Genomic DNA, 25,606 nt, shown 5'->3' on the forward strand with positions numbered 1-25,606 from the left:
CAGAGTTATCTTTTTGAAGGCGGTTTTGTTGGCAACCGCACAGCTTGCGGGACTGCATTGGCCTTGTCTTTCATGCTCTTCAGAATTTTTTAAGCTGAAAACTGTTAAAGTAAGTCTCTCCATTCTTTACAAGCTAATCTAGAACCTCTTTGTCGCTAAAGTTAATAAAGAAGTAGAAATGACTTATTTTTTGTGGCTGGAGAGAATTAAACCTCGGTTTCAGTGGCTCGCATAGTGTTTAAGGATAATGTTGAGTCTTTCTTTTTTTTGATGTGTCTTATTCATATTTGAAAAGTAGGTAATTCAACTTTTTACAGTGCTTTTTATGCGATTGTATTGGGTTGCCTATTGTTTGTGTGAATCCGATATACACCCGTTAATTATAAGCGGATCAAAAAATGTACTCACAAGTTGACCTCTGGACAAATGCTTGCGATTTCATAGTTAAAATAATTTGTATTAATCCCTATGTCTTGTTAGAGTCGCGGCCTTTTTTTAGTAATGCTAAACCATTGGTTTCCAGTGACACCTATGCGCCTTCTCTTTAATTTTATATGTCTGATTTGTGTTTTAAGCTTCTCCAATCTTTCAGTTGCTTCCGTAGGGATCTGGGATGGGGGCTACACCATATATAAAGGAGATATTAATGGCGATGGGTATAGTGACCGTTACTTTGAGTATGAGCAGCCATTGGTTCTTTTACATGGTGAGGTCATAACTCCGATTGCGATGCCGTTACTGCCTAATTTCATTTTGTATCGAAAGGGAGGGGTAGCATGGGAGACTTACGGTACACCGATACAGAAAACACTAAGTAGTAATTTTGTCGCGAAACTACAAAAGCTCGACAAAAGAAATTCTTTTTCCGGTGATTTTAATGGTGATGGGGCGTCTGATCTATTGCTGCTTGACACAACCCCTCTAGTCCTGCATGCCAATGGCAACGGTCTTCCTCGCCTTGCGCAAGAATTTCCTATTAATAGTTTTGCCACAGAGGCAGCAGTTATTCTATCGCGTGCAAATGCAGATATCCTGATTATTGGTGATGCTAATGGAGATGGCAGGGATGATATTTCTGTGGGGGGCTCTTTACGTAGAACGCTTCTAGCCAGCAATACAGGAATTTTTGAGGGGCACAATGACTCAGCAGTGGTAAGTAGCCCCAATGTGGCGGGTTCTTCAGCTGGGCAGTTTCGCGTCAATGAGTCTGGAGCGGCAACATACTCTGTTTCCATTGCAAAAGCAGCGGGCACTGCGGGTGTTGCGCCTGAGGTTACCCTTAATTATAGCAGCAGCGGTGGCAATGGCTTATTGGGACGTGGCTGGGCCATCGGCGGTATATCTGGAGTATCACGCTGTCGACAGACTTTGGCGATTGATGGCCAGGTCACACCTCTAAATTGGTCTGCATCAGATCGTTTTTGTCTTGATGGACAGCGCCTAATAAAGACTAGCGGCTCTCAGTATGGTGCCGTAGGCGCTACTTATAAGACCGAAATGGACTCCTATGTCATGGTGACTTCGGTTGGAGGCAGTCTTGGCAAGCCTAGCTATTTCAAGGTTGAACGCAAAGATGGCTCCATCAGTTACTATGGCAATTCCACTGACTCTAAACAGCTGGTTGGAAATCATACCCTGTCCTGGGCTCAGAATCGCTTTGAGGATAGTGTCGGCAATCACATGGAGTATCGCTATGAGGGTGATACGAAAACTGGACACCGGATTAAAAAGATCAGATATGCTTTTGGCCCTGGCAGTTATAATGCTGAAATTGAATTTGTTTACGAGCCCCGTCCTGACAAGCTGAGTGGATATACTGCGGGTTATGAATTGAAAACAACTCAGCGCCTCAAGAAATTAGTCTCAAGATCCGATAATCAAATTATTAGAGAATATAATTTCGGCTATCAGTTCATCAGCGAAACGATTGGCGTAGATAAAACTTCTTTACTAAGTAGTTTACAGGAATGTGTCGGCTCGAAATGCTTACCTGCAATTAGTTTTAGCTGGCTACAGCCCAAATTGCAGTACTCGGGACAGGAGGTGGAAGTCTTAGACTTTGAACCTACTTCCAATAGATTCTCTGGTGGTCACCAATATGCAGACTTTAATGGAGATGGTAAGCAGGATGTTGTTTGGATTGAGGGGTATAAAGACGGTGACCACGGCGATACAGATGTTCGAGTAAAATATGCCCTCGCTAATGGCACAGGTTACGATAAAGAAGTCTTTAGTGGCTCTAAGTTTAAGGACTATTTCTCTAAAGCTGATGTAGGTAAAGTTTTTTCAATACGCACTTTGGATTATAACGGTGATGGTCGAACTGACCTGGCAGTCTATAGCCCGCGAGTTGATTATGGCTTGCCAAGTTATCAGTGGAATATATTTATTAGCCGCTATAAAAATAATCGTTGGCAACTTGACTCCGATTCTCCCGTTAAAACTGGTTTAGGAGATAAGGATGCTATTTTCGCCGATTTTAATAGTGATGGACTGGCTGATTACATTTCATTTGCGCAAGATGGAAAAGTTAAAGTTCGTCTTTTAGTCCCCTCAGGGAAGTCTGCTTCATCTGATGTTTTTTATGCATTTAGCAGTAAAGAACAGCGCTACTATGTGGATGTAGAGGGCGGAACGATAGGTGATCCTGAAAAGAGGGTTCCTAATACTCTGGGCGATTTTAACGGTGACGGCTCTATCGATATCCTTGTAGCCTCTTACTACAATGATGCGCGCTGTGTGAAGAAATCTACCGGTGGTGGAGGTGGTGTCACTGACCCACCCTTTATACCTGATGAACCTTTTCTTCCTAGGCAGTTGGTCAGTGGTCCGGGCACTTGCCCTCCAAATTACGAGTGGAGGGAATTGGGTGTTAAATTCCGTGGCTATGAAGTGGCGGTTTTTGATCAGTCACGTAACAGATTTGTATCCTTCGGACATCTACCTGTTACAGAGGTTCAAGAACCTAGGGCGCTGGATATCAATGCTGATGGCTTGACTGATATTACATATGTTCTGAATAAATCAAACAAACTAGTTGTTAAACTTAGTACAGGTACAGGGTTTGAAAATCTTGGGTTGTTCTCATATGGCAAGAAATCTACTTTTGTAGACTTAAATAATGATGGCTACCAAGATTTGGTTTGGCCTGAGTTTAAGGGTAGCCGCTATATGATGGTGCGTTACTTTGATCCAAGCATAAATAACTTCACGGCTACCCAGAAAACTGCTCAGTCTGTAGGTAGTGATTATGATGATGCTATCTGGTTTTCCGATATAAATGGCGATGGCCAGATGGATTATCATAAATATAATGGAGATTTCGGGCGAATTGCCGTTCGAATTGCCAATAAAGATAAGCCAGCTGAACAGAGAAAACCTAATAAAGTCATTTATAAAGTAGATAATGGCTTGGGTAATGTTACAGAAATCACTTATGCGAATATGCTGGATGGAAATGTTTACTCCGGCATTAGCCCTAAAGCCAGTGTTACGGACTTTTATAAGGCATTAAATGGTAATTGGGTGCTTCCTAGTGGTAGCCACTCTCTGGGCAAAGATAAACCAACTCTAGAACTTTTAAGTCCTCTGTATTTGGTTACAAAAGTGGAGAGCTCTGCTCCTGCAGCGGGTATCAATCCAGGCTCAGTTAATCAGTTAGCCCGCAGTTCAATTACTTATCGTTACCATCAGATGAAGCTACAAGCCGCTGGGCGCGGTATGTTGGGCTTTCAAAAATTAAGTACTACAGATAACCAGACTGGCGTGGTAACAGAAACCACCTATCGCCAGGACTTTCCTTTTACCGGAATGCCGTTAAAAACGGAAACTCGCACAGCTAGCGGAAGGCTGTTGAGCAGAGCAACTAATAATTGGCGCCTACAGGGGTGGGGAGGTAGTGGCACACCTTCTAGGCCGTACAAACCCTATATCTACAATGCGGTCGAAGAAACCTATGACTTAAAAGATAACGGCAATAGTGCTGGAGAGCTGCTGCAAACGGTCAGTACTACTAACAGCTATGATGGCTACGGTAACGCTCTCACTATTAACGTGGTGACAAAGGATGGAGCATCCGGCCAGCAGTTCGTCAAAAAAACCGAGAATGTGTATGGCAGCACCACCTGGGAAAAAGAGAAGGGTCGCCTGAGTAAAACTAAGGTGACGAGCACCCGCCCAGGGATGCCCAGCCATGTGCGTGAATCGGCCTTTACCTACTACACCTCTGGAGCCCACAAAGGGCTGCTGAAAACCGAGATCATCGAACCGAATAAGTCGGAATTTAAGCAGGTCACCAGCTACGAGTACGACGGCTTCGGCAATGTCAGCAAGAAAGCACTCTCTGCCGCTGGCGAGACAAGCCGCAGCGCCAGAACGGTGTACGACCCCTCCGGTCGCTATGTCTCCGAGAGCTATAACGCCCTAGGGCACCTGACTGAGAAGGTCGTCTCCCGTAACCACTTTGGTTCCCCCCTGATAGTGGAGGGCCTGAATGGTCTGATCAGCTATGCCTCCTACGACGCCTTTGGCCGTGAAGGCTACAGCTGGAACAACGCCGGTGCGGATAAGAAGACTCTATATGAACGCTGTACCAGTGGCTGTCCCAGTGGCGCCAAGTACAGAGTGACCACCAGCAGCAGTACCGGCAGCTGGGGCAGGGAATACTTCGATGCCCTCGGCCGTTCCATGCGCACCGAAACCCAAGGGCTGCACAATAAAGTCTATGCAGATAAAGAGTACGATAACCTCGGCCGGGTGAAATTTGTCAGCGAGCCCTATTTCTCTGGGGACACTCGTATGTGGACCGAGACCCAGTACGATCTGCTCGGCCGTCCTATCCGGGTCATCGCCCCCGACAACTCGGACGCAACGATCACTTACGCCGGTCTGAAGACCATCACCACCAACGACAAGGGGCAGCCTAAGACCGAAGTCAAAAATGTCGCCGGTGAGTTGGTGGAAGTGATCGACGCAATGAATGGTCGCCTCACCTACGAGTATGATAGCCAGGGCAACCTGCACAAAGCGAAATCCTGGGGCAAGACCAATGCCTCCGGCAGCCATATTGATGAAGGCGACGGCCTCAGCTACCCCATCGTCGTCACCATCAACTACGACCATCTGGGTCGTAAGGAAAATATGGATGACCCCGATAAGGGCGCCTGGAGCTATGAATACACGGGCTATGGCGAGCTGAAAAAGCAGACCAATGCCAATGGTCACACCGTCGCCTTCACCTACGACAAGCTGGGTCGCAAGCTGACGCGTATGGAAAAAGCCGGAGGCAGCAGCCTCACCAGCAACGTAACCTGGCTCTACGATACCGCCCAAAATGGCCTCGGCCAGTTGGAAATGATCAGCGACAGCGTCACCGGCTACCAAGCCGTGTACCAGTACGACCAGCTGGGTCGCAACCATGCCCAAGCGGTAGACTTCGATGGAGCCGGCCCTCAGCCCGCCTACGTTACCACCACGCTATTTGATGATTACGGCCGGGTAGAGCGCAGTTACGACGCCCTCGACAGTCTGCTAAGCACCGGGCAATCAGGTGTGCGCAACTACTACAATGGCAATGGCTACCTGTACAAAGTGGTCGATCTTGCGACTGGAGACCTGATCCAGGAAGTCAAAGCCCAGACCGCCCGCGGCCAGCTGAAAGAGCAACTATTGGGGAACGGCGCCACCACCAGTTACAGCTACGAAGGGAGTACTGGTCGCCTGCTCAACCAGACCTCCACCGTACTGGGCACCTTTGGTATCCAGAATATTACCTACCAATGGGATACCCTCGGCAACCTCAGTAGCCGCCACAACCAAAGTGGTAGCAAGAATCTGCGCGAGAGTTTCTGTTACGACAGCCTCAATCGCCTGATCAAAACCCATATCGGCAGCAGCAACTACAACTGCAGTAGTCTCAGTAGTGCCAACCAGGATGTGCGTTATAACGCCATCGGCAATATCACCTATAAAGCCGGGGTTGGATCCTATGTGTACGGCGAGAATGGAGCCGGTCCCCACGCAGTGACCACTGCCGGCGGCGTGCGCTACAACTACGACGCCAATGGCAATATGACCTCGGATGGCTTTAACGGTGGCCGCACTATTCGCTATACCACCTTCGATAAAGCCTCCTGGATCAAGAAAGGTAATCACACGACTGAATTCCTTTACGGGCCCAGCCACAGCCGCTATTACCGCAAGGACACCAACAGCAGCAATGGCGAAGTCACGGAAACCTGGTATATCGGCGGCATTGAGCGTATCCAGAAATCCAGTGCCCCCAACGAAATCGAATGGAAGCGTCAACTGGGCACCGCCGTATATACGGTCAAGACCGACCTGGCCTATGCCGTACAGTCCACCGACAAACTGTTCCTGTATAAGGACCACCTGGGCTCTATGGACCTGATTACCGACAAAGCCGGTAATGTCAAACAGGAAATGTCTTTCGACGCCTGGGGTCAGCGCAGAAATACGGCCAACTGGAATGCGCTCTCTCTCAGCGCGCTGTCCAACTTCGATCACAGCCGCACCACCCGTGGTTACACCGGCCACGAAATGCTGGATGAGGTGGGCCTGATCCATATGAATGGGCGGATTTACGACCCGCGCCTGGGGCGCTTTATGCAGGCGGACCCCTTTATCGATGGTACGCTTAATACCCAGGGTTACAGTCGTTACAGTTACGGAAAAAATAATCCGCTTAGTGGAGTTGACCCAAGTGGTTATGAATTTTTCTCAGAAGTATTTGATGACATTTTAGGCATAACTGAGAGTCCACTGTTAAATGCTGTTGCACAGGCTGCTGCTTGTTATTACGGCGGCGAATGGGGTTGCGCTGCCTACGCAGTAGCTTCCGCGAGAGGCCACGGTGCATCTTGGAAGAGTGCACTTAAGGCGGGTGCATATGCTTATGTTTCCTATAATGCGTTTGTTGGAATAAGCGGAGGGCTTGAAGCGGGTGCGATTAATCTCGGTCAAGCTGCTTTATATGCAGGACTGGTTGGCGGCACCATGAGCGTTTTGCAGGGTGGCAAATTTGGGCATGGGTTTGTTTCTGCTGGGCTAGGAATGGCTGCTGCACCTTATATAGGCAATATTGGAAATAGCACCGGGCAGTTTGTTGTTGGTACAATCGCTGGAGGTACAATTTCCAGGTTAACTGGTGGAAAATTTGCAAATGGGGCGGTGACAGCGGCGTTTGTAAGTATTATTTCTGAAGGTGCAGCTGAGGAGATTAGCGTCGGGAAGGATTCTTCTGAAGGTGGTGTAGATATTGAGGCAGTCCGAGCGCAGGCTTTAGAAAAAATTGATGCAATGATTGCTGATATAGCTTCGGCCCAGGCTGGCGATACCAGTGCGAATAAGCATCTTGTGAAATATTTTGGGGCTGATGTTGATCTTAATGTATTGTCAAAAAAATATGTTGATATCCGAAATGAGTTTGCATCCGCAATAATAGTTGAAGCCGATGCTGCATATATTGCACGACGAGCTAAAAACGGGGTGACTGTTGGTGCTTACGTTCATCAATCAAAGTATCCGGATACGATATTTTATAATCCCGCTATGATAGGTAGGAAGGATTTTGCTGCTCTATTGGTTCATGAAGGTGCTCATTTAGCAGGAAGCGGGCACTATAAAATAAGAAAGAAAATCCAGTACGGTTCGAGGGCATCTCGAAGGTTGGCGAACAAGGTTGGATTTCCAGCTACATCAAGTAATGCTTCAAATTATTCTTGTGCTATATATATGACTAGAGATTGCTAAATGAAAATCTTGATTGTTTATGTTTTTACACTTGTGGCGCCTTTAGCTTGCGCAGATGAGCTCCTTAAACTTGATTTAACGCTTGATCAAGTCAGAGTGCTACATCTAAAGGCTACTAATGTTTCCGAGGTTGATTTATGTGTATTCAATGAACAAATCCCTCAAGGAGGATTGGAAGTCGATGTACTTGATATTTATGACGATAATGGGAATTTAGTGAGTGAGTTTTTAGGTATAGAACCATCCTTAATAACTGATACTAAAATTGCAAAGATCGTAAAATATTTTAAGCCTATGGAAAGATTGGAAGCAGTAATTGATATTAACGAGTATTATAATGTTGAGTGGGCGCGGGCAAAAAAATTAACATACGGGGTGAATATCTTTCCTTGTGGGAATTTGGATCAGGAAAGTTATTTAGAGTTTTCTATTTCAGTGAATGGAATGTGAAAAATATGATATAAAAATTCTGGAGGCAAAGGAAAAAACTGTGTGCTATGCGGCATACAGCGCTTGGTTTCAAGTAATAGCTGCAGTGCTTTCATGTTGCAAGAAGATTATCTTGCAGACCGATAAATTGTATTAGTTCAGATCAAATCTGACACATCCTCTTGAAAAAGAGGGGGGGAGAAAAACGTTTCCCCATTTTAAGATATATCAGTGTTACGCCCCAGGACTTCTATAAATAGTTTAACTATATTGAAAATTTTTGAATTGAAAAAATAAAAGAATCATGGAAGTATAAAGGCTATCATTGCAGCATTTGAAAAAGAGTTTATCTAAATTTTAAGCAGATGATGGGCGAATAAATTATAAGCGCATTGGGCGACTTATGAAAGAGGTAGGAATCATCGATAAGGCTGGAATGATCAATATTTAGGTCAGTGAGTAATGGCTGACATGTAGTTGAGTTTGTTATCTTTGCTCACAGAAAATGAGGGCTAGGAGTTATCAGATACTAAGGTAGTGGAAATGAAGCTGACAGTGTTTAATAAGGCAATTGCAAGTAGAAGATTCTTATCTAAGTTGATATTCGTAGTAATGGAGTCTCTGAATACGGTGCAAATGCATAACAAAACGGTTTGAAAATGAAAGTTAGATATGAGTAAAAGTCTCCCTGGATTTGTGGATGATTTATGCATGTAAAATTAATTTTCCAGGCGCTAATGACTAAAATTTTTAGGGGCTTTTATTTTGAGTTGGTTGTTGATCTTAGAGTTAGGATGTCTTGATAGATAATTTAGCCTCATAAAAGAACACAGTTCGCCTGGTTTCAAAGGCTTAAATCAACATGAATGAATTTTCATGCAAGGTAAACGTTTGTGGTTTTTATTTCGGGTTTTAGAACTCACCTTTCCTTTTGGCTTTAATTCCGCTGCTTCAGAAATAATCTCAAAGTATAAAATTAAGTTGTTTTTCTAAGGTGAGAGTGCCTGCTAGATTAATAAGTTTAAGACTTTATGCCTATTCTGTTATTTAGCTGTATGTGAAAAGCTTAGATAATTCCGTTTGTCTCAAAAATAAATTATTGGTAAATATCAGCTAATGATGAGCATCTATGCTTATATATTTGAGCTTATCATAGAGGGAATCAAAGTAGAAATAGCCGCATAAAAGGCTCGAGGTATAAGGTCAATCAATGATTGCTGGCCTTAAGCCATTTGCAGATTTGTGCATCGTGTAGGGTTTTTACTTTAATCATTCAGGCATTCTATAGGCGGTGGAAAGGAAGGGTGTAATATATTTGGTACGTATGCTCCGTTTGATTCAAGCTAAATAGGATTAATGTTTGGTTGGTCATAGCTACCTCTTGATATTTTTTATTCATTCTAATACTCTTGGCGGGCAATAAATTATCTGCAATAGATAAAGGGACTACTTTATGCGTTTTAAGTTTTTAGTGTTTTTGATGCTCTTGCCGTTTCCTGCTTGGAGTGCAGATTTCGATTTTGAAGTTTGTGCAATTCAGGCAACTAATGATACGGCTTTTATTAGAAGTTGTAGCAACTACACTTCTTATAATCAATGCGCAAGTGGGGATTGGGTTGTGTGGCCTTTACAGGAAGGTAAAGGTGAGGCAATGTATAGTACGGCTTTAACAGCATTTAGCCTGGGTAAAAAAGTGCAGGTGCGTGTTGATGGTAAGACTTGTATAGGAATGTACGACGTAACTTCGATGATACGTATTGTTAAGTAGTTATCATGGCGAATTTAAAAGAAACTCTTCTTAAATTCGTAGGTTCTGCAAATAAAGTCATATGTAAATTTTACCTATCTTTCGTAAGATAGGCTTTTTATTACTCTGGTAGTGTGATAATCATAAAAGGGGATTGTTATAATTATCATGTATTAGGTGTTGTATGATTGCTGATTATTTTTTTAACAAAAAATAATCAGCAAGTTTCACCGTTAAGGTTACTTATTGTGATCTATTGATGGTCGAATAGCATATTTCGCCCTGATGGTCGAGAGGACTATAATGATTTTATTGATAAATTTTAAATGGTGTTTTCGGCTTTTGTGGGGCTTGACTATTGCCCTTCCATAAAGAGTGTGTATGATTTTTTGACTTTTTAAGGTTTGTGAGGAAAGAATAATGTTGTTTAAAGGTTCATTTGAAAAAATAGCCAGTCTCTGCCTATTTGCATTCACCTCCTTAAATGCTTTGGCATTGGATGATGAGGATAAAGCTATTCGTTTGGTGGAGGCTCTAAGTGGAAACAAAGTATACATTCATTTGAAGGAGCCTATGAACAAGCAGCCATCCTGCTCCAAGTGGGAAACAATTATTGCTTGCTCTACAGATAATTCTTATTGTTCCCATGCATTATCTATTGCTCTCGCTGCGCAGGCCTCGAATCGTACTATTGATTTTCAGACTAGCGAGTCGTCATGTGTTGGCGATGCTGCCGAGTTTGTCAGACTGCGCATGCGCTAATTAATTTTAGTTGGCCATAAAGTAGAATATGAAGGTGCAGAAATTTAAAGGTTGGCAGAGATCATGCATTGCTTTTTGGTTGAATTAGCCTATAGCTACTTGATAGCTGGTCAACAATATTTAACTAGTTGGGGGGCAGGATTATTTTAGGGATGATAACATTTGGATATAGAAAAATTTCTGATGCCTAAGTTGTTTGTTGGAGTCATATTGATTATTCCATGCTAAAGGTGTGGTCTGGTATTTTTCAAGGCTGACGATTTTAAATCAATCCTTATGGTATACCCAGCTTATTAATTAGGCAGCTAGCCAATTTTAGATTGGATGGCTGCCTCTTTGCTTTATCGGCATCGAATAAGTTGATGTGGAAATCTAGAGTTTATTTGGAAAGCGATATATTGTAGCCCTTACATCTATTATTGCCATCTGCACCATCCCAGTCATACCAGACCATAACTTTCTTGTCAGCCATAAATGCGGCTAATAGGGCTGTATACTGTTCATCTTTATTCGGCTGGCTTGAGGGAACTATAAAACCTTTCGCGTTACCTATATTAAAGTTACAGGTGCATGAGCTTGAACTCGATGGCTCTATTTCATAGTACAGTAATCATTGGCTTCTACCCATACTTTAGAAACCGTACCTGTGCAACCAACTGCAGTTGAGGTGACTGCCCCAGTGATACCTGAACTAAAAAGCAATGAAATTGCGGATCCAGCTTTAACAATATTTTTCATGCTGTTTTCTATAAAAGGTTTTATGTAAATCTTATAATGTAAAAGTACAATAGCTGTTCAATAATTGTACAGTTGAAAGGGGGTATCAATTTTTACTTATGGTTAGGATTTGCTTTGACCTATAGGCATTTATGTGTAGGGGCGGGGTAATAATATTTTAGGCCTATTAATGCGGAAATCCTCCAGTCAACAAGCCCCTACACTATCGCCAAATATACCGAGTACTGTGGGGCAAGAAGATAAAGGATTAGTCTAATGTTTCTGTGCTATTCAGTGTAATTCTAGCGAGGTAAAGCTGGTGTATCCTCCAAAACAGGTTTTACCGGTAGATCCAAGTTCAACAGCTTGTCCCGTAGTTTTGGCTGTAAGTAAAATTGATAAAGCTGCTTGGACATTCTGTGAGGTGTTTCCTGAACCATCCCACCTTAGGGAGGAATTATTCCCGCAATTTGCTTTATCTTCAATTGTTTCATTCAAATAGACAAAGCAGTGATTGTGGTCAATGTGACAAGCTACTTTCCGAACTGTACTAGTGATGCTGCCAGCAAAACAACATAGGTAAACAAAAAGGAAGCTAAAGCAAATATGGCGGATTTTAATTTCATATCCTAATTCTCCATAGAAACTATTCTTCGTATGATTCACGGCGGATTACCCGGGACATTTTCTTTTGACATCACTGTTAGCTTTCTATTGTTGCGTATTTGAATCCCTGTTAAAACCATTAAATACCTATGCTTTTCTGCAAAAAAGAATCTTACTTCTAGCGCTTGTTGATAAAAATTTCTGAACTTTTAAATGTGCCTATTATTAATGTCTGCTATGGGTGAGTATGGTAGGTAATACAAGTAATTTAAATTAAATTTTTTGCTCATTCTCCCATCTAACAGTAATTTCTAGGGTGCTAAATATTAGTGTTGTTATAGGCGCTTCTTAATTGTTTAGAGTTGCTATTGGGTCTTGAAGGTATAACGAGAATAATAATTTATTGTTTACCCCTTGGTTGTTAACTTTGCTTGAAAAGCAAACAAATTGGTGTCGATTTAGGTGGGGTAGATATGGTAATGATTATCTTAACAAGAGCTGTTAAATATGATGTTTAAAGCGGTCAGTGAAATCGCGTATATACAATAGGCAGTAGCCCCATGTCCTTTGATTCGGAGACATGGGGCTCAATTGTAAATGGCTGCTGCTTTAGATTAGTCTACTAATTCAATATAGAAAATAGACTCTCTATCTGGCCAGTCTGAACATTGATGAGAACCAGTTACTTTGACCTTCTTCCCTTGTGCCTGTGCCGATAGCACAAGAGAGTAAACAGATTTCCCAAACTCATCCAGTTTAACTGCCCATTGTATTGCGGGCTTGTTTGATTCGGGACAGGTCGGTGCATCAAAGTAAGGGTTTGTAGAAAACATTAAAATTGGAATATCCATAGTACGGTGAACCATAATATTATGAACATTTCCCCCAGCCTCCCCGGAATGCCCTGCGAGGGATTTCAGTGGTAATAAAGAAAAAATTGAAAGGGCCAAGAATAAAATCTTAATTCTCATTAGTTAATTTACCGTACGTATATAATGGTATAAAATTCACTCAATATTTGTGGTTCGTCCAAGAAGTCAGAAAGAAAGCTTCTTAGACCCTTTGAATCCACTGAGCTATAAAATTATCATCAATAGATTTTGGTATATTATCATAGTGAAATATTTTTTCATATACCATTTCAAATGGCTTTCCTTTTTGTTTCATAAATGAGTATTGTATGAGTGGAGAGGCTTGAGATAAATGTTTTGAAGGTGAGGGAGGATTAATTGGTTTTTAATTAATAGTCCCAGTGATAGAGTGTGGCTAGTAAACTGTGTCCTAATTGAAAGGCTCTGATGCCGCTAGGGGTGGTGATTAAATTTACTTAATGATTATGTCAACAGTTAGAGAAATTTTTGCAATCGATCAATTTTTTTGCATTACAATTTACTCCATTAAGGGCTTGATGTTGGGTAATAGAAGGTGAGGCAATATTAACGTTGCTTCATGATTGTGAGTAATTATTTGTGGGTTCTGAACCTTCCGTACAAGTTTTCATTTTGGGAAAACTAGCTTCCAATGATAATTATCGCCGCTTGACCTAATTGAGGTTGGAGATCACCGATCTCTTTATCCTGTGATCGGTAAATTAAAGTTAAAATCAAGGTTCATTAGAGGGTTTTCCTGCATACCTAATATAAACTGTGTTGTTTATTGAGGTGAATATGTGGGGTCGGCTAAATATCAGTTTTGAAAGTTTTTGTGTAAGGAAAATTTATTCATTTTTAATGAAAGCAGTTTCGTCTTGCTGGTAGCGATTTATGTCTCTTGTTAATTTTAAATGAATGATATCTCCTCTGATGGTAATTTGTCTAAATTATCTTTTGAGGTTTCTTGAGGTGGCTTAATTAAACCTCCTAAAGGGTGCTACACTTAATGTTTTAATTGTGGGGATGCCATAAGGTGACTTTAGGATTTTTTGCCAGGATGGCGGTTATTGTGATTTTCTTTGTAATGGCTATGGCGGATTCTGTAGCTGAGGTTGTTAAGGAAGAGCGAAATAAGGCCGAAGAGTTAATCCAGAGGCTTGAAAATAAATATCTTAGTAATGAAGTTCCTGTCATTCTCCAGAAGCTAGAGAAGAATGAGTTGTCAATGTCAGTTATAAACGCTTTTGCACTGGAGCAGCGTTTGATTATTCAATCTGACCTTCGTAATAACGCACTTTCATTGCATCGATTCGGTGATTCTTCAAGTAAGGTAACTAATAAATTCTTTTATCGTTTAGTTGTTAATGAGGTATCAGCCAGTGAGCAATTACCGGCTCTCATTCAGGCGCTTAATATCTCGGAAAGTCACATTGCCAAGTATCGTCCACTAGCTGGAGCGCAGGCGTATCCAGCTTATACAACATGGTTGGCAAATTATGCGGAACCTGCAGAGATTGCGGCAGCTCTTTTAATCAACTTTCAAAGTTTTGGTAAAAATGTTGGCCGTATGGCAAAAGCACTTAAACAATATAGAGGGTTATCTGACAGTCAGTTGGAGTTCTTAATCAATTTTAGCACTTTACCTTCTGATTTTAGAGAGCAGGCTATAGCTATAGTGGCAAAAGGCTTGGCCTCCGGAGTAAGTGAGTCGGATATTGAAACTCGCGTAAGGCTTATTCAAGCCTATGAGGCTGATTTTTGGGGTGCACTTTCAAGTGTTGATAGACAGTGAATTTTTATGATGTAATGTTGTTTGACGTTGATCTTTACTAATCTTTAATTTAAAGCGCCAATACTTGGCGGTTAGTCGATTGTTTATATGAAATAAATCACTTTGTCTTTATAGATGCTTTATCCTCCTGGAGCGGTGTTTATATGCTGATGCATTGTCTTGAAGTGAGTTGTTCCAATAATAATATCAGTTGATTCAATATGCCCCGTCCCACCTTTTTGGCGCAATAATCTCCTTTAGGTCTGTTTCTGGACCTTGTCTATATTTATTCCTATGCTTAATGATTGGTATATATAGAGATAATAAGGAAAGTTGAGCTAGCAAGTTTGGCTTTATTGCTAAGATAGCTTGCTTTGTCATACAACACTTACCCTTGAATGTGATAAAAGTTGAAGTCGGATTTTCCTATTAAAGGAATAAATGGAAATGATGAACCGTGTAATAGCTCAGAGAATTTCTTTGGTCATGCTTTTTGCTATGTGGAGCTTTGAGGGGTTAGCTAAAGAGGTGGCCAGCCCTGTAGGCCGTAATTCAATGTCCTTCGAAGAATCACAAAGATTTGGTTGTATACAGCAGTATCCGGTGGCTGATTCTAGATGGCATGGTTTTAAACTGCCTAAATTCAAGGAGCATGTATCTACCATTCCATTTGAGGCTGCAGGGGTAGCTGTTTCCACTTTAGCGATTGGTTTAGTGGATTGGGACTGGGGATCTAGTAGTTTTGGTACAACTAGTGAGGGTTTCTTTGAGGATGATACTGCCAATGGTGGTATGGATAAGCTCGGTCATGTCTATGGGAGCTATCTTCTCAGTGAATTCTTTACAGATGCCATTCACTGCAAGGCTGGTAATGCGGTGGGGGCGGAGGCTAGTGCAGTTACTCTAGCTTGGCTGAGTATGTTATTTGTGGAGTTAGGCGATGGTTACTCTAAGGAGCATGGCTTTGCCTGGGAGGACGTTGTTGCCAATACTGCAGGGGTAGGAATCTCTTACCTGAGACGGAATATCCCCGGGCTTAGGGAAAAGCTGGATTTTCGTCTAGAATATCTTCCATCGGGTAATCGCTCTGGCTTTAAGCCACACTCAGATTACTCGGGGCAAAAATATCTACTGGCCTTAAAGTTAAGTGGCTTTGGCTTATCACGGAGAAATCCTCTTAATTATCTGGAGTTACATGGGGGTTACTTTGCTCGGGGTTTCACTTTGAAAGAAAAAGAACGAGACGACCCTTTGCGTAGAGAGCTCTATGTTGGGGTTGGAGTGAATATAGGGGAGCTGCTTTTTAGCAGGCCTGGAGTTAGAGAGAGTACTGGAGGCCGATTTGGGCGAAAGTTTTTTGAATATATTCAGCTTCCTCATACTTATGTTGCTAGTGAGAATGATTAAATCGGATCCGACTTTATAATTACTTACCCAGTAGACTAATGCACCTAATTGCCAGGCCCCTGGAGAAGATTCTCCTGGAGCCTGTAAGCGCTTAATCTATCCACACCCTTGTATATATTCGTTTTTGCTCGGGTGTGTCTATAAATTCATCGCGATCGTGCAAGACTCTAGTATTGTCAATAAAAATCATATCACCAGAATTCATATAAAAGCTAACAACATTTTCTTTGTTATTTAGTTCTCCATCAAGAAGATCCAGTGCTTGAAGTACCTCTGCTGTTAAGGGATTATTGACTCGTTGATGGCCTTTCTCTATCCAGTAGCGCATATAGCGGATAGAAATTTTGTCATTGGCATAGCTGAAAATCGGGAAATGATTGTTTAGAATATTCTGGATATCTTTATCGCTCCCTGGTGTGACAAGATCTCGAATGTAATTCTTGTAGAGCAGCTCTAGCTTTTTAGGTGCCTGTTTCTTGAGATTTTGATGTACCTGGGCTGCAGAAACTACTTTAGATTTACCACCTTGAATCGCGGGGGTAATACAGCAGAGCCCTAAAATATTTGGTTGTATGGCTCGTTGTGAGCTATCTGTATGTACACCAGTTGCTGCGTTAGTTTGTGAAACAGGAATGGCTTCGTCTTTATAGCTTTTGCCCGTATCTAAAATACCGTAGAGTCTACCGTAGGTATCAATAGTCTGCCCCATTGCCAGGCTGATTTTGAGAAACAGAAGATTTAGTGTTGCTTGATCAAAGCCTTTTACTCCTCGAATCCAAGTAACACCATTGCCTTCATGGATTTCACTTTTGATTTTTTGGGCGAGCTGATCAAACTGAGGAGTGGCAACAGAATCTGCTTGCAAAGCCCGAATAGGGTTGTCTTGCGCTTTAGACCATTCTTGCAGAGCTTTGATTTCATTTGGCCAGTCATTAGGCCAATTAAATTTCCAGTTGGGTTTAGCTTCCAACTCTGCGGCTGTCCATGCTTGTGCACGGATAGTCTCGTCAGGTGCTATATCAATCATTTACCTTCACCTTAAATAACACATGCAGTGGATAGCCTTTTAGTGGACCAAAAAATTCAGGGTCAAATGCCAGATGTTCATCCGTTACAGCTAATTCTTTGACTTCGGGTAGGCTGTTAAAGCCGGCTTTAGCAAGGGCTTCGAAGTAGTGTGCAAAGGTTTTATGTACACAGCGAACAGAGACCGGGACACCATCTCTACGCCAGATTTTCCCCTCAAAGGTCTTATTTATACCGTCGAGATAAGATTTTTCACCATGTTCAAAGTAAAACGGTGGGCTTTCTTCCCTCATAAAGGGGAGGCATGGATGGGGTACGGTAAAGACAAAAGTACCACCTGCTACCAGCAAAGAGCGTACTTTACTCATTACCTGAGTCATTTCTTCGATAGTCAGGTAATTGAAAAGGAATACGGCAATGGCCTTGTCGAATCTGGTTTGTGGAAATTGATTAAATGAAACTGCATTGCCCACGGTATAAGTTGCATTAGATAGCTTGAGTTCCTTAGCCATCGATTGTGCTTGAGCTATCATTTCAGCAGAAGAGTCAACTCCAAAAATTGACTTGACACCAGCCTCTATCAGCATGCGTGATACATAGCCCTCTCCACAGCCAAAGTCTAGGATATCTTGGTCTTTGATTTTGCCCAGAGCCTCTAAAACACGAGGTCTTGCCGTGAAGTCGCTCAACAGTATTTTTTCTGATCTAAGCCAATTCGTGGCTTGTGCATTATAAATTGATTCAGTTGATATAGGTTGGTTCATCCTGAGCCACTCCTGATACTTGTGTGGTTGTCGAGTTATAATTGTTGTCGATGATTTTTGTATTGTTGTATGCTCGTGCAAGCATGCCATCCCAAAAAGCAGCTCTTAAATTCAGAGCCTTAGTTGCACCCTGGCGAAGACGCCTCCTTCCTTCCTCTGTCTCGGCAAAAGTTAATGCGATCTGGTTGAGACTTTCAGCATGATCATCGTCGATTAGAGTGTGAACGGAAAAGAAGCAGTAGTCCTTGGGCTGAATTTCAGGTAAATGCTTCAAGCCCTTTTCAATATATGGATAAATTGTACTTACTACATGCTCTGTTCCTATCCCTAAAGCTCCTATTGCTTCCTCGGTAGAGCCATAAAGTAATACCATTGAAAGCATGTCATACCAGATGATCGCATCATCCGAAAGAGGTGTTTCTTGTTTACCCTGTGTGACCTTTTCTTTAAAGCGGGTAAAAAGATCAGCATGGGGGATATTTTTTATCCACCTTGGATCTATTCCATGGTGATTTAGTATTCGGAGTTCATCCTCCTCATAATTACCAGATTCTTCGTTCAGGTTTTCCAAGAGTATATTTCGGTGCTCCGGAATGGTCAGCTTGGAGATGGCTGCACTTAATAAGTTAATAAATCGGGATGTGTATAGGCTGTATTGTTGTGCAAAATCAGCCACAACATAAGGAAAGTTTGGCAGGGATGCCTCACTAAACCGCATTAAATAGGTATGATTTACAGCCCTATGGTTAAGTACTTCCTTGGATAGATCTTCCAGCCAAACTCGGCTTGTGTTGCTCGTTTTAATGTTAAAATTCCTTTTTTAGATGTTGACGGTATAGCTTGTTTGCTTTTCAGGTTGTCAATGCACATCCTGTGCCCACTAGCTTTAAGTTTATTGTTTTTTGATAGAATTTCAGTATACGAAGTTGGATTTTTATTGGCAATTGTTAAATTGTAATTGATTTCCCATGGGCGCTTCTTATTTTATGGGTTTTTGTTTTCTGTGATTCTTGGTGGTTAGATCTCTATACCTATTTGGGGGTATTTGCTTTTTTTAAGTGAGAGTTGATGCAGGTTTAGTGCTTGTTTTGTTTTCTTTTGAATGGTGAATAATTTTTTTGTGCTCAAAAATATTTCAAGAGCATGCCTTTTATTTTGTGCTTTATCGTTTTTGATTGATGCAGTTGTAGGTTTTCTGGTTGTTAATGACTTCATTCTTGTTATTTTTATGTTTTTTGATTTCCTGTCTTGAGGCCCGGGTTATTGATCTAAATCAATGATTTCAATATCTTATTGGGTTAAAGGGGGTTGCTCTTGTGTTGGTCGATGTGTGAGAAGGGTGTAGTTGTCGAACTTGTAAGTCTCACTGGTAATACTTTTGTGAGATCTAGGCGCTTTAACGTTGTTGTCTTTAGGGTTTCCAAAGATGGCATTCTCCTGGTTAGCAGGGGTTGATACTAATTTATTTTCGCCTGCTCGAGTTGACTTCTTTGTGGTTGCAAAAAAGGATTAAGTGGTGGCTTATTCTTGGTGGTTATAGAATATATATTTTATTTTTTCAGTCAGTAACATTAAAGATTGTTTAAGAATTTGTGGGTATTTGTAGTCAGGTTCTTGAGGGGGCGTTCTTATATAATCAATTACACTAATAGGAATGGTTCGACATAACTATAGTAGGTTTCATGAATTTTTATATTTTATATGCCAAAATTATAGTTCCTTGAGCGGTAATTGGACCAATGATGAAATTGGAAGAAGATGTAGTTGATGCAATTGAAAGTGGCCAAATGATTCAAGCTATGAAGCTTCTGCGTGAATACAAGAATATTAATCTTAAAGAAGCAAGAATAATTGTTAACACCTATGTACGTGAAAAAAACATACACTCATCACCTGCAGAATTACCTGGTCGGGCGGGATTAATTGGGCTTCTGCTCCTGTTGGCTATTACCGGGTACTTAGCATTTGGCCTAGGTGCTGGTTAGCGCCGAATATCTCAACTTTGCTTCAATTTGATTACATAGTTTCTTAACTTGACCCGGTTAAGTTTACCAGCTATGGATCATACCAATGTCTCTGAAAGTTGGGACTATTGTCTACTCTTTAAAGAAAATGTGGCATATGCACACTGATGCTTGTATTTGCCTCATTTTATGCTCTTCTTGATTATTACACTTTGCTTTAAAGCGCTGCTGTTACCTGTTATTTGGGAGGTTAACAATGGCTTCAACTCTTATAGACTCGCAGGTCTTTTCTGGTCTCTTTAGCACTCCTGCCATGAGTGAGATCTTTTCTGACCGGCAAAGAGTTCAGTACTACTTGGATGTAGAGGCTGCCTTGGCCAGGGTACAGGCGAGACTTGATATCATTCCCAAAGAGGCAGCAGATGAGATTTGCCAACATTGTCGTGCTGAAGAAATTGACCTTGAGCAGTTAAGATCCCAGACAGAGTTAATTGGCTACCCGGTATTTGGAGTTGTACAGCAGTTAGTTGAGCGTTGTAACGGTGGTCTAGGGCAGTGGTGCCACTGGGGCACAACAACTCAGGACATTACCGACACCGCTACTGTATTGCAGATTCGTGCAGCATTAATGCTTGTGGAGACGGAAGTAGATGAAATCGCCGGTGCGCTGGCCTCTCTAGCCGAGGATTACCGGGATACGCCAATGGTTGCGAGAAGTAACCTTCAACAAGCTGTACCAATTACTTTTGGCTATAAAGCAGCTGTGTGGTTAGCGGGTTTTCATCGGCACCAGCAACGGCTTACAGAAATTAAGAAACGAGTCCTAGTCGGGGAATTTGGTGGTGCTGCGGGAAACCTAGCCTCCTTGGGAGATCAAGGCCTAGAGGTACAGGCTGGACTTATGAAGGAGCTTAATCTCGCTATACCTGTTATCGCCTGGCATACCATGCGTGATCGGATAGCTGAAGTCGCCTGTCTATTGGGGTTAATCACCGGCACTCTGAGTAAGATAGCCCTAGATATCAAACTGATGGCACAGACAGAAGTCGGGGAGGTCACGGAGCCCTTCACTGCGGGGCGCGGTGCTTCTAGCACTATGCCGCAAAAGCACAATCCAGTTTCCTCAGTATACATGAGTGGAATAGTGCCCATTGTGCGACAACAGGTGGCGGCGTTACTCAATGCTATGGAGGAAGATCACGAGCGTGCGACGGGAACCTGGGAGATTGAGTGGGTGGTTCTTCCTGAAATCTTTTGTTTATCCGCTGCGGCATTGGCACAGGCGAAGTTCGCGTTGCGGGGTCTCAATGTACACCCAGATAATATGATGCGAAATTTACAGATGACTGGAGGTTTGGTTTCTTCTGAAGCGGTGATGATGGGGCTAGGCCCAAAGATTGGCCGTGAGAAAGCTCACGATCTTGTTTACAAAATTTGCTGTCAAGCAATGGAAACTGATCGCCCATTTGCGGATCTATTAAAGGAGAATAATGAGGTTTCTAAGGCCTTAACCGATAATGAAGTGGATAAGCTGCTTGATCCCAATAATTACCTTGGGCTTTGTGGTGAGATGGTGGATCGAACTTTGGCTAGGCAAGATAAGTGATGAAGAAATCTGTAGATATTAAAGAGACCGAGCAGCTCTGTTACCAATATCTATCTGCCTTGGAGCGGGGGGACTTGGATACACTTCTTTCATTGTTTTCAGAAAATGCTTTGGTCTATTCGCCAATTTTTGGGAAATGCTCAGTAGAGAGTTTTTATTCCTATATTTTTCAGTCAATTAGTGATCGTGCTATGAAACTGAATAATATACTTTCGGGTGTGTTAAAGACTAACCAAGTTGCATTACATCTTAGCTATACCCGGTCAGTAGCAGGAAGAGGTCCGGCCACAATTGATGTGGTAGACCTCTTCGATTTAACGGAAGATTTCAGTACTTTTATGGCTGTAACAATTATTTATGATACCGCACCAATCCATGGGGACTTTATATCTTGCAAAAATGCTCCGCAATAAATCACTTCTATTTTTTAATGGATGCTAGAATTTTTAGAACACCTTTCTAATAGCTAATAGAGGCTATTTTACTGATACAGCAGCAAAAGCATGCAGTAAACCAGTTTTTGGTGTGCTATTGGGGGTAGGACAGTTAAAATTTTCTGAGTGCCCATAGTTATAGCCATACAGCAAGTTGCAGGCCATAACTTTATGTCCGGCTGTTGTTGGGTGTACAGAATCACCTGTCGGTACAATATTGCCCTGATCAACAAGAAGAATCTTTACCGGAGGAGTGATACTAGCAATAGTACTTTTGATTTTCGTGTTGTAATAGTCTGTACAATGGTTGGAAGGGTCCTGACCATCCAAGTTCGTTCTACGGGGAATGGTGGAAATTACAAAGGCAATTTTATTATCCGGTATACCCATTGCACTTAGGTGGCTGTATATTTTGCCCACCAACGTTGTTTTATCTCGAGTATTATTGCTAGAGATAATGCTTTCCACTACTTCGTCTAGGCGCTTAGCCGTTAGGCTCCCAGCCTTCGGAGCCGCACCACATTGGGTAGCGCCATTCCGATTGAGATGGGTGATATCGTTTGTGCCCAGCTGGATAGGCACAATAATAGCATCTGATGCCGCCAGATTTAGGTTTAATGGGCAGGCTTGGTTGTCTAACCACCCTGCGCTGTTACCACTTTCACGACACATTTCAGTAACGACAGAATTAAAGTAGGCAATAGCATCTGCGCAGCTGGCAGAGCTATAACCTGCTGGGATTTGATGGCCTGTAGGATTAAGAAAGCACTGCATATCGCTCGTACTTGCTCCAGGAATTCCGGTATGCCAGTAATTTCCAGTCTTCTTCTCTACTCCATCGGGTCCGGTTGGGCCACTCACAGTACCAATAGTTTCTACGGGCTGACCATTATAGCTAATGGTCAGGCTGCCGTTATTATCGCTACTGCTTAGGGGAAAGCTGGATTTCCCATCAGAGGCCTCGACGATTTGCTGCCAGATTTGTGAGCGGAACCCCATTGAGTTGTAGGGCAGGGTGGTCATACCATAGGTGATTGAATCCCCGATAAACCAAAGTTTGATTTTACCGGTACCATCCTGAGAGGAGCTTCCGCTATCGCCGGGTTGGTTTCCGGCTACGGGGGGAGTTGCTGGATTGCCGGTGCCAACCTGGGATGAACCGCTGGCTTGGCAGGTGGCATTAAGAGTTGGCTGACTATTGGTTCCGCTATACTCGCCATTAAATCCAAAGGCACGTGCCTCTCCTGGTGGAATAACATCCTGGCCGCTAGCGGTTACCGAGCCAGAGTGGTCAACCACCTCAGCATTCCAAAAGTGGGTTACTTTTTGGTTGCCCGGCCATTGCCATTTTATTTGCCAAGCATCCAGTGGCTGATCCCCGGTATTGCGTATGACAACATTGGCCATAAATCCATTACCCCAGTCATTTTGAATGGCGTATTCCACCGTACATTGACCTGAGGCTTGGGGTTGCTCTGTGGGTGTTGTGGGTGTTGGCTCAGTTCCAGTATTAGTGCCGTTCCCAGTGTTCGTACCTGATGTGGGCTCAGTGGTGTTGTCAGGTTTAGTCGCAGTAGAGGATTCAAACCATTTTAGGGCAAAAGCGCGGAATTCAGACTCTGAGGGTAGAGCTCCCTGCTTGGTGTGATAGTTATTTAGATAGCTCTTGGCATCAGTGTAAAAATTCTTGTGGGTTTGATAAATCTCCTTTTTATTGCCATTGTTATCAATCAGCCAGTAACCGACAAATTCTTTAATCCAGCTATCGTATTCGTTCCCGTACATCTGCCAGTAGAGAATAAAGGGAGAGCCCCACTCAAGAGAGGTTTTAATTACATTGCGAGACAACATATCTTGCGCTTCACCAGAGCGGGTGCCCCAGTCTTTAAACCAAGATTCACCGTAACCGTATTCACCGATAAACACCCGCTTTTCGAAGGGCAGACCAGTTTTTTGCGGCAGTTTTGACTCAATAAAGTCCAGTGCTTTGGTTAGCTCGGCGTGTAGGGTGGCAAAATCAGAATGTTTCTCTTTGGTAGTCAGATCATAGGCTGAGTAGGAAACGAGGTCGACATTGGTGTGTGGCAACACGGCGTTGGTGATGCGCTCTTTACCCTGCATTGCGGATTCAACCCGATTCACCTCTACATAGTGATACAAGTTGACGTTGGAGTGGGGAATATTGGCCTTGGCATCTTCAATGGCTTTTTGGCGTATATTGAGCCAGTCGATCAATCCCTGAATACGCAGCGGATCAATCTTCACTTGGTTGTCGTCCCGTGTTCCATCGGCTTTTTGCACGAGGTTCCAGTCGCCCTCCCAATGACCGATCATAAACGTTTTACCTGAGCCGCTGTATTTCGTTAACAGATACTCGGCCATCGCATAAATCTTATCGTACTGCCAGGTGAGCTCTTCCTGAGACATGCCTTTATTGTCCATCCAAGATCCGGAGTCCTCCACCCAGAACATATAGTGGGAGAAGTCCATATCGAGCACCTCTCGGTAAGCGGGTACTTCTTCCAGCATCCGTTTGAACTGGTAGTCAAGGCCCAAGCCATTAAGTTCATCGTACAAGCCGGTAGACAGGGCGATCTTAAGTAGGTTGGACCCCATTGCGCGGATGGCTTTAGCGGATTCCACTAGAGAGCCTTCGCCTGTGAAGCTGTACTTAGGGCTGATAGTCTGGGTGCCCAAAATATAGTTGTAGCTCTCTATTGCTGATAAGGTCGGGCTGGTTTTCGGTGGCTCTGATGTTGTCGGTGGAGGGGTTTGCTGATTGTGACAACTGGCATTGATTTTGGAGGGGATTTGTGTTCCTCCAGAGTAGGCGATATTAAAGCCAAAAGAGCGAGCCTCACCCACGGGAATATTGGCAAAGTCACCTGTACCTTCCGCTGTTGCAGTATTGCCATTTTGGGAAATTTTGGCATTCCAGGAGCCGTCAATTACCTGGTCTCCGGGCCATTGCCAATTAAGGTTCCAGCCATTAATAGGCTCTGTGCCAGTATTACGGACCACTACAGAGGCCATATAGCCCTTATCCCATTGACTTTGGACAACCATATTGACCTTACAGTTGGTTGCGGCCATGGAGAGAGGGGTGATGCCGAGTAAGAATAGGGAGGTGAAACCCGCTTTGAGTAATTTAATACGCATTTGCTAACCACTGCTTATTCATTATTTGCAACTCTTCTTAGGGCCCTTTCTGGGCAATAAAGTTTCTTTCTGGAATATCTGGATTTTCATGACTAAATAGCCAAGGTATATTTTTCTCTATTTTTTCCCATTTGTAGGTCATTTTATCCGGAAAAGACCTGGCCATACTTTGATCCCCTTCCCAGCATTCCTCAGTGATTGTTTACTGGAAGCCTATGAGTTTTATCGGTCTTTTTTTCATTACGTCCTTTATCGCCATGGTAGATGAGCGGCTGATCAAGTGTTTGTTAGAACGCGCGAGTCATCTTTTTATTGTTGTGCTTTATAAGATGAATAGTGCTGTCAGTTGGCGCAAACAGAAATAATTAATTGTTATTTCTGTTTTTTATTGGGTTGGTATTACTTTGAAATTTACCATGTCAGATTTATTTTGGCGGCCGTTGAGTTCTGTTAACCACACTGACTGGGATAATTAGAGTATGCTGGCACCCGCGTGCCTTTACAGAATAATAAACGCCTGGTGCGATCAAGGACATCGACCCTGCCGATCATTCTTCGCAGTTTCTAGAATG

The 25,606-nt window shown here is 42.8% G+C and carries 16 protein-coding genes; 9 read left to right on the forward strand and 7 right to left on the reverse strand.

Annotated elements, in window-relative coordinates:
- Positions 1-531 precede the first annotated feature (531 nt).
- The 4 genes from ACJJIO_RS16390 to ACJJIO_RS16405 all read left to right on the forward strand — a co-directional run bounded on the left by ACJJIO_RS16390 (position 532) and on the right by ACJJIO_RS16405 (position 10,708).
- A complete protein-coding gene (locus ACJJIO_RS16390) occupies positions 532-7,770 on the forward strand; it encodes an FG-GAP-like repeat-containing protein (RefSeq protein WP_444909112.1) in 7,239 nt (2,412 codons plus the stop codon).
- Complete coding sequence (locus ACJJIO_RS16395; protein WP_444909113.1) at positions 7,771-8,220, forward strand: hypothetical protein; 450 nt, start codon at positions 7,771-7,773, stop codon at positions 8,218-8,220.
- 1,432 nt (positions 8,221-9,652) lie between these two features.
- Positions 9,653-9,967, forward strand: a complete 315-nt coding sequence (locus ACJJIO_RS16400) for a hypothetical protein (protein WP_444909114.1) — start codon at positions 9,653-9,655, stop codon at positions 9,965-9,967.
- A gap of 399 nt (positions 9,968-10,366) precedes the next feature.
- A complete protein-coding gene (locus ACJJIO_RS16405) occupies positions 10,367-10,708 on the forward strand; it encodes a hypothetical protein (RefSeq protein ID WP_444909115.1) in 342 nt (113 codons plus the stop codon).
- Between the two features lie 591 nt (positions 10,709-11,299).
- On the opposite strand, the gene ACJJIO_RS16410 is transcribed toward ACJJIO_RS16405, so the two are convergent.
- From ACJJIO_RS16410 to ACJJIO_RS16420, 3 genes are all read right to left on the reverse strand, one after another.
- Positions 11,300-11,446, reverse strand: coding sequence for a hypothetical protein (locus ACJJIO_RS16410; protein ID WP_444909116.1), 147 nt, complete (start codon positions 11,444-11,446; stop codon positions 11,300-11,302).
- A 270-nt stretch (positions 11,447-11,716) separates the two neighbouring features.
- Positions 11,717-12,091 carry a hypothetical protein gene (locus tag ACJJIO_RS16415; protein ID WP_444909117.1) on the reverse strand — a complete coding sequence of 125 codons (375 nt, stop codon included), beginning with the start codon at positions 12,089-12,091 and terminating at the stop codon, positions 11,717-11,719.
- Between the two features lie 554 nt (positions 12,092-12,645).
- Entirely contained in the window at positions 12,646-13,002 is a 357-nt protein-coding gene (locus ACJJIO_RS16420) for a hypothetical protein (RefSeq protein ID WP_444909118.1), read from the reverse strand.
- Positions 13,003-13,936: 934 nt separating this feature from the next.
- Between ACJJIO_RS16420 and ACJJIO_RS16425 the strand changes: the two genes are divergently transcribed.
- A complete protein-coding gene (locus tag ACJJIO_RS16425; RefSeq protein ID WP_444909119.1) occupies positions 13,937-14,695 on the forward strand; it encodes a thiaminase II/PqqC family protein in 759 nt (252 codons plus the stop codon).
- Positions 14,696-15,121: 426 nt separating this feature from the next.
- Positions 15,122-16,081: a DUF2279 domain-containing protein gene (locus ACJJIO_RS16430; RefSeq protein WP_444909120.1), complete on the forward strand. Its 960-nt coding sequence runs from the start codon at positions 15,122-15,124 to the stop codon at positions 16,079-16,081.
- A gap of 91 nt (positions 16,082-16,172) precedes the next feature.
- Here the strand turns inward: ACJJIO_RS16430 and ACJJIO_RS16435 are convergent, their stop codons facing one another.
- The 3 genes from ACJJIO_RS16435 to ACJJIO_RS16445 are packed head-to-tail and all read right to left on the reverse strand — an operon-like array spanning position 16,173 to position 18,589.
- Positions 16,173-17,108, reverse strand: coding sequence for a TauD/TfdA family dioxygenase (locus tag ACJJIO_RS16435; protein WP_444909121.1), 936 nt, complete (start codon positions 17,106-17,108; stop codon positions 16,173-16,175).
- Positions 17,101-17,871 (reverse strand): class I SAM-dependent methyltransferase, encoded by a 771-nt coding sequence (locus ACJJIO_RS16440; RefSeq protein ID WP_252082512.1) that lies wholly within the window; start codon positions 17,869-17,871, stop codon positions 17,101-17,103. Before ACJJIO_RS16440 ends, ACJJIO_RS16435 begins: the two co-directional genes overlap by 8 nt.
- The gene (locus tag ACJJIO_RS16445) at positions 17,849-18,589 is read right to left on the reverse strand and encodes an iron-containing redox enzyme family protein (protein ID WP_444909122.1); all 741 of its coding nucleotides are present in this window, start codon (positions 18,587-18,589) and stop codon (positions 17,849-17,851) included. Before ACJJIO_RS16445 ends, ACJJIO_RS16440 begins: the two co-directional genes overlap by 23 nt.
- A 1,021-nt stretch (positions 18,590-19,610) precedes the next feature.
- Here ACJJIO_RS16445 and ACJJIO_RS16450 point away from each other — a divergent pair.
- The 3 genes from ACJJIO_RS16450 to ACJJIO_RS16460 all read left to right on the forward strand — a co-directional run bounded on the left by ACJJIO_RS16450 (position 19,611) and on the right by ACJJIO_RS16460 (position 21,854).
- A complete protein-coding gene (locus tag ACJJIO_RS16450; RefSeq protein ID WP_444909123.1) occupies positions 19,611-19,856 on the forward strand; it encodes a hypothetical protein in 246 nt (81 codons plus the stop codon).
- Positions 19,857-20,091: 235 nt separating this feature from the next.
- Positions 20,092-21,441, forward strand: a complete 1,350-nt coding sequence (pcaB, locus tag ACJJIO_RS16455) for a 3-carboxy-cis,cis-muconate cycloisomerase (RefSeq protein ID WP_444909124.1) — start codon at positions 20,092-20,094, stop codon at positions 21,439-21,441.
- Positions 21,441-21,854: a nuclear transport factor 2 family protein gene (locus ACJJIO_RS16460; protein WP_444909125.1), complete on the forward strand. Its 414-nt coding sequence runs from the start codon at positions 21,441-21,443 to the stop codon at positions 21,852-21,854. The genes pcaB and ACJJIO_RS16460 overlap by 1 nt, the downstream gene beginning before the upstream one ends.
- Before the next feature lie 63 nt (positions 21,855-21,917).
- Here the strand turns inward: ACJJIO_RS16460 and ACJJIO_RS16465 are convergent, their stop codons facing one another.
- A complete protein-coding gene (locus tag ACJJIO_RS16465) occupies positions 21,918-25,034 on the reverse strand; it encodes a cellulose binding domain-containing protein (RefSeq protein WP_444909126.1) in 3,117 nt (1,038 codons plus the stop codon).
- Between the last annotated feature and the right edge of the window lie 572 nt (positions 25,035-25,606).

This window comes from Microbulbifer mixtoriginis (SeqCode) (assembly GCF_052467235.1).